This window comes from Nocardiopsis coralli, assembly GCF_014892575.1.
Taxonomy (GTDB): Bacteria; Actinomycetota; Actinomycetes; order Streptosporangiales; family Streptosporangiaceae; genus Nocardiopsis; species Nocardiopsis coralli.
In genome coordinates, this window is sequence record NZ_JADBGI010000050.1 from 1 (window position 1) to 6,576 (window position 6,576).

The 6,576-nt window shown below is 57.0% G+C and carries 2 rRNA genes; both read right to left on the reverse strand.

Annotated features, from left to right (window positions below):
- Positions 1 to 34: 34 nt before the first annotated feature.
- A 23S ribosomal RNA gene (locus IDM40_RS27665) occupies positions 35 to 3,669 on the reverse strand.
- A 1,105-nt stretch (positions 3,670 to 4,774) separates the two neighbouring features.
- Positions 4,775 to 6,310 (reverse strand): 16S ribosomal RNA (locus IDM40_RS27670).
- The 16S and 23S rRNA genes sit together here, the layout of an rRNA operon.
- Positions 6,311 to 6,576: the final 266 nt, after the last annotated feature.

The window sequence follows — 6,576 nt, forward strand, 5'->3', positions numbered from 1 at the left end:
GTGAACAAGTATGCGCGAGCACCCAATTATCTGCAGCGGACAAGCCCTCGACCTATTAGTACCGGTCAGCTCCACCCCTCACAAGGCTTCCACACCCGGCCTATCAACCCCATCGTCTATAGGGAGTCTTACCCTCTCAAAGGAGGCAGGAGACCTCATCTCGAAGCAAGCTTCCCGCTTAGATGCTTTCAGCGGTTATCTCTCCCGAACGTAGCCAACCAGCCATGCCCTTGGCAGGACAACTGGCACACCAGAGGTTCGTCCGTCCCGGTCCTCTCGTACTAGGGACAGCCCTTCTCAAGTCTCCAACGCGCACAGCGGATAGGGACCGAACTGTCTCACGACGTTCTAAACCCAGCTCGCGTGCCGCTTTAATGGGCGAACAGCCCAACCCTTGGGACCAACTCCAGCCCCAGGATGCGACGAGCCGACATCGAGGTGCCAAACCATCCCGTCGATACGGACTCTTGGGGAAGATCAGCCTGTTATCCCCGGGGTACCTTTTAGCCGTTGAGCGACACCGCTTCCACACGCCGGTGCCGGATCACTAGTCCCAGCTTTCGCTCCTGCTCGACACGTCCGTCTCACAGTCAAGCTCCCTTGTGCACTTACACTCAACACCTGATTACCAACCAGGCTGAGGGAACCTTTGGGCGCCTCCGTTACTCTTTAGGAGGCAACCGCCCCAGTTAAACTACCCACCAGACACTGTCCCCGAACCGGATCACGGCCCAAGGTTAGATGCCCGAAACAGTCAGAGTGGTATTTCACCAACGCCTCCATCACCACTGGCGTGGCAATATCCAAGGCTCCCACCTATCCTACACAAACCATCCCAAACACCAATGTCAAGCTATAGTGAAGGTCCCGGGGTCTTTCCGTCCTGCTGCGCGAAACGAGCATCTTTACTCGTAGTGCAATTTCACCGGGCCCATGGTTGAGACAGTGGGGAAGTCGTTACGCCATTCGTGCAGGTCGGAACTTACCCGACAAGGAATTTCGCTACCTTAGGATGGTTATAGTTACCACCGCCGTTTACTGGCGCTTAGATTCCCAGCTTCGCAGAGACGAACCCCGCTAACCAGTCCTCTTAACGTTCCAGCACCGGGCAGGCGTCAGTCCGTATACAGCGTCTTACGACTTCGCACGGACCTGTGTTTTTAATAAACAGTCGCTTCCCCCCGCTATCTGCGACCCCACCCAGCTCCAGACGCACAGTCCTTCACCAGACAGGGCTCCCCTTCTCCCAAAGTTACGGGGACAATTTGCCGAGTTCCTTAACCATGGTTCACCCGAACGCCTCGGTATTCTCTACCTGACCACCTGCGTCGGTTTAGGGTACTGGCCACACACGAACTCGCTAGAGGCTTTTCTCGACAGCACGGGATCACTCACTTCACCAAAAACGGCTCGGCATCACGTCTCAACCCTCTGGTGTGCGGATTTGCCAACACACCGGCCTACACGCTTACCCCCGGACAACCACCGCCGGGTAGAGCTACCCTCCTGCGTCACCCCATCACTTGCCTACTACAAGATCGGTTCCCAGNTCGACAGCACGGGATCACTCACTTCACCAAAAACGGCTCGGCATCACGTCTCAACCCTCTGGTGTGCGGATTTGCCAACACACCGGCCTACACGCTTACCCCCGGACAACCACCGCCGGGTAGAGCTACCCTCCTGCGTCACCCCATCACTTGCCTACTACAAGATCGGTTCCCAGACCAGACACCAACACCAGCCCGAAGGCCGGCGAAAGGTCCAGCGTGGTTAGCATCACCTGATTCAGCATGGACGCTCATGCANGCCCGCAAAGAACCAGAACCCGAAGGTCCCGGAACCAGCAGACGTGGTTAGCATCACCTGATTCAGCATGGACGCTCATGCACGGGTACGGGAATATCAACCCGTTATCCATCGACTACGCCTGTCGGCCTCGCCTTAGGTCCAGACTCACCCTGGGCGGATTAACCTGCCCCAGGAACCCTTAGTCAATCGGCGGCAACGTTTCTCACGCTGCTCTCGCTACTCATGCCTGCATTCTCACTCGCACACCCTCCACCGCACGATCACTCGACGACTTCACCGGATGCACGACGCTCCCCTACCAACCCAAAACAAGTTTGGGCTCCACAGCTTCGGCGGTGTGCTTCAGCCCCGCTACATTATCGGCGCAGAACCACTTGACCAGTGAGCTATTACGCACTCTTTAAAGGATGGCTGCTTCTAAGCCAACCTCCTGGTTGTCTGGGCAACTCCACAACCTTTACCACTTAGCACACGCTTAGGGGCCTTAGCTGATGATCTGGGCTGTTTCCCTCTCGACATACGAAGCTTATCCCCCGCAGTCTCACTGCCACGCTTCACTTCACCGGCATTCGGAGTTTGTCTGACGTCAGNNNCCAAAGGATCGGGCTCCACAGCTTCGGCGGTGTGCTTCAGCCCCGCTACATTATCGGCGCAGAACCACTTGACCAGTGAGCTATTACGCACTCTTTAAAGGATGGCTGCTTCTAAGCCAACCTCCTGGTTGTCTGGGCAACTCCACAACCTTTACCACTTAGCACACGCTTAGGGGCCTTAGCTGATGATCTGGGCTGTTTCCCTCTCGACATACGAAGCTTATCCCCCGCAGTCTCACTGCCACGCTTCACTTCACCGGCATTCGGAGTTTGTCTGACGTCAGTAACCTGGTCGGGCCCATCAGCCAAACAGTAGCTCTACCTCCAGCAAGAAACACGCGACGCTGCACCTAAATGCATTTCGGGGAGAACCAGCTATCACGGAGTTTGATTGGCCTTTCACCCCTACCCACACCTCATCCCCCAGATTTTCAACTCTGGTGGGTTCGGGCCTCCACGAGGTCTTACCCCCGCTTCACCCTGGACATGGGTAGATCACTCCGCTTCGGGTCCACAGCATGCGACTCCAACGCCCTCTTCAGACTCGGTTTCCCTACGGCTACCCCACCCGGGTTAACCTCGCCACACACCATGACTCGCAGGCTCATTCTTCAAAAGGCACGCCATCACCAGCCACAAGGACCAGCTCTGACGGCTTGACAGCACACGGTTTCAGGTACTATTTCACGACCCCTCACCGGGGCACTTTTCACCTTTCCCTCACGGTACTAGTGCACTATCGGTCACCAGGACGTATTTTGGCTTAGCAGGTGGTCCTGCCAGATTCACACGGAATTTCTCGGGCTCCGCGCTACTCGGGGCAACACCAACACCTGGGCTCTTCCTTCACCTACGGGACTCTCACCCACTCCGGTACCGCTTCCCAACGNNNACTATCTCTGCTCTGCACGCTCCAGGCCGACAGACCCGAAAAGATGCACCCCACAACCCCACACACGCAACGACTGCCGTCTATCACACGCACATGGTTTAGCCTCATTCCCTTTCGCTCACCACTACTCAGGAAATCACTGTTGTTTACTCTTCCTACGGGTACTGAGATGTTTCACTTCCCCGCGTCACCACCAACTGCCCTATACATTCAGACAGCGGCAACCCGACACAACTCGGGCTAGGTTTCCCCATTCGGACACCCACGGATCAAAGCTCGGTTGACAACTCCCCGTGGACTATCGCGGCCTCCCACGTCCTTCATCGGCGCCTGGTGCCAAGGCATCCACCGTATGCCACTATCACTTGGCCACTACAGATAATAAGATGCTCGCGCACACTATTCACAAATCAAAACACCAACCACAAACACCCCTACCTCACACCGAAAGAGCCAGCCACCAACAGGCAACCAACCCCACGGGAGTTCGGGACGGTGGTCCGCGGGAACCAACCAGAACCAAACGGTCCAGGNAGAACCACATGTTCCGGGAGTTCAGGGCGGTGGTCCGCGGGAACCAACACAAGGTTGCTTCCTCAGACACCCAACAGCGCGCCCCCAAGGCCTTCTAGGAAACCCCGGGGTCAAGTCCAATTCTCCAACAACCATCCCGCAAAACTCCCCCACAAGGGGAAGCAACGGGTCCACTTTCGAGTCCGACCAACCATAGACAAAGGCTGATCTGAAAAAGACTCCTTAGAAAGGAGGTGATCCAGCCGCACCTTCCGGTACGGCTACCTTGTTACGACTTCGTCCCAATCGCCAGCCCCACCTTCACTCACTCCCTCCCACAAGGGGTTGGGCCGCAAGTTTCGGGTGTTGCCGACTTTCATGACGTGACGGGCGGTGTGTACAAGGCCCGGGAACGTATTCACCGCGGCGTTGCTGATCCNNNGCAAAACTCCCCCACAAGGGGAAGCAACGGGTCCACTTTCGAGTCCGACCAACCATAGACAAAGGCTGGTCTGAAAAAGACTCCTTAGAAAGGAGGTGATCCAGCCGCACCTTCCGGTACGGCTACCTTGTTACGACTTCGTCCCAATCGCCAGCCCCACCTTCACTCACTCCCTCCCACAAGGGGTTGGGCCGCAAGTTTCGGGTGTTGCCGACTNAGAGCCTTCTAGCCACCCCAGGGGTAAAGTCCAATTCTCCAATAACCATCCCAAGCAACCAAAGGCCCTTGGGTCCACTTTCGAGTCCGACCAACCATAGACAAAGGCTGGTCTGAAAAAGACTCCTTAGAAAGGAGGTGATCCAGCCGCACCTTCCGGTACGGCTACCTTGTTACGACTTCGTCCCAATCGCCAGCCCCACCTTCACTCACTCCCTCCCACAAGGGGTTGGGCCGCAAGTTTCGGGTGTTGCCGACTTTCATGACGTGACGGGCGGTGTGTANGGTCTGAAAAAGACTCCTTAGAAAGGAGGTGATCCAGCCGCACCTTCCGGTACGGCTACCTTGTTACGACTTCGTCCCAATCGCCAGCCCCACCTTCACTCACTCCCTCCCACAAGGGGTTGGGCCGCAAGTTTCGGGTGTTGCCGACTTTCATGACGTGACGGGCGGTGTGTACAAGGCCCGGGAACGTATTCACCGCGGCGTTGCTGATCCGCGATTACTAGCGACTCCACCTTCATGGGGTCGAGTTGCAGACCCCAATCCGAACTGAGACCGGCTTTTAGGGATTCGCTCCACCTTACGGCATCGCACGCCCATTGTACCGGCCATTGTAGCATGTTTGCAGCCCAAGACATAAGGGGCATGATGACTTGACGTCGTCCCCACCTTCCTCCGAGTTGACCCCGGCAGTCTCCCATGAGTCCCCACCATTACGTGCTGGCAACATGGAACAAGGGTTGCGCTCGTTGCGGGACTTAACCCAACATCTCACGACACGAGCTGACGACAGCCATGCACCACCTGTCACCCGCCAACTAAATGACCCCACATCTCTGCAGGTCCACGGGTGATGTCAAACCTTGGTAAGGTTCTTCGCGTTGCGTCGAATTAAGCAACATGCTCCGCCGCTTGTGCGGGCCCCCGTCAATTCCTTTGAGTTTTAGCCTTGCGGCCGTACTCCCCAGGCGGGGCGCTTAATGCGTTAGCTACGGCGCGGAAACCGTGGAAAGTCCCCACACCTAGCGCCCATCGTTTACGGCATGGACTACCAGGGTATCTAATCCTGTTCGCTCCCCATGCTTTCGCTCCTCAGCGTCAGGTAAGGCCCAGAGACCCGCCTTCGCCACCGGTGTTCCTCCTGATATCTGCGCATTCCACCGCTACACCAGGAATTCCAGTCTCCCCTACCTACCTCTAGCATGCCCGTATCCACTGCAAAACCGGAGTTAAGCCCCGGTCTTTCACAGCAGACGCGACACGCCGCCTACGAGCTCTTTACGCCCAATAATTCCGGACAACGCTCGGACCCTACGTATTACCGCGGCTGCTGGCACGTAGTTAGCCGGTCCTTATTCCCCACCTACCGTCAACCCCCAGAGAACTGGGAGCCTGCGTGAGTGGTAAAAGGAGTTTACAACCCGAAGGCCGTCATCCCCCACGCGGCGTCGCTGCGTCAGGCTTTCGCCCATTGCGCAAGATTCCCCACTGCTGCCTCCCGCAGGAGTCTGGGCCGTGTCTCAGTCCCAGTGTGGCCGGTCGCCCTCTCAGGCCGGCTACCCGTAATCGCCTTGGTAGGCCTTTACCCCACCAACAAGCTGATAGGCCGCGAGCCCATCCCCAACCGAAAAAACTTTCCACCTTCCGGCATGAGCCGGGAGGTCGTATCCGGTATTAGACGGCGTTTCCACCGCTTATCCCGGAGTCAGGGGCAGGTTGCTCACGTGTTACTCACCCGTTCGCCGCTCGTGTACCCCCGGAGGGGCCTTACCGCTCGACTTGCATGTGTTAAGCACGCCGCCAGCGTTCGTCCTGAGCCAGGATCAAACTCTCCATAAAGGTCCATCAACCCGACCCGGCGCCCCGTGGGGCAGCTCTTGGTCGGGTAAACCTAGAAGAAATCCTGACCGATCACTAGAGTGATCAATCAAAGGAACCCTTCACACGTTCGGACGCCTAGGTCCGTGTGTGACGGGGCCAAAACAAACTATGGCTGAAAGAAAATTAAACACGCGCTGTTGAGTTCTCAAGAAACAACCGCTCTTCCCGTACAAGCTCCGGATCTTCGATCCGTTCGCTCTTCTGTGGAAGGCGTTTGCGTTTCC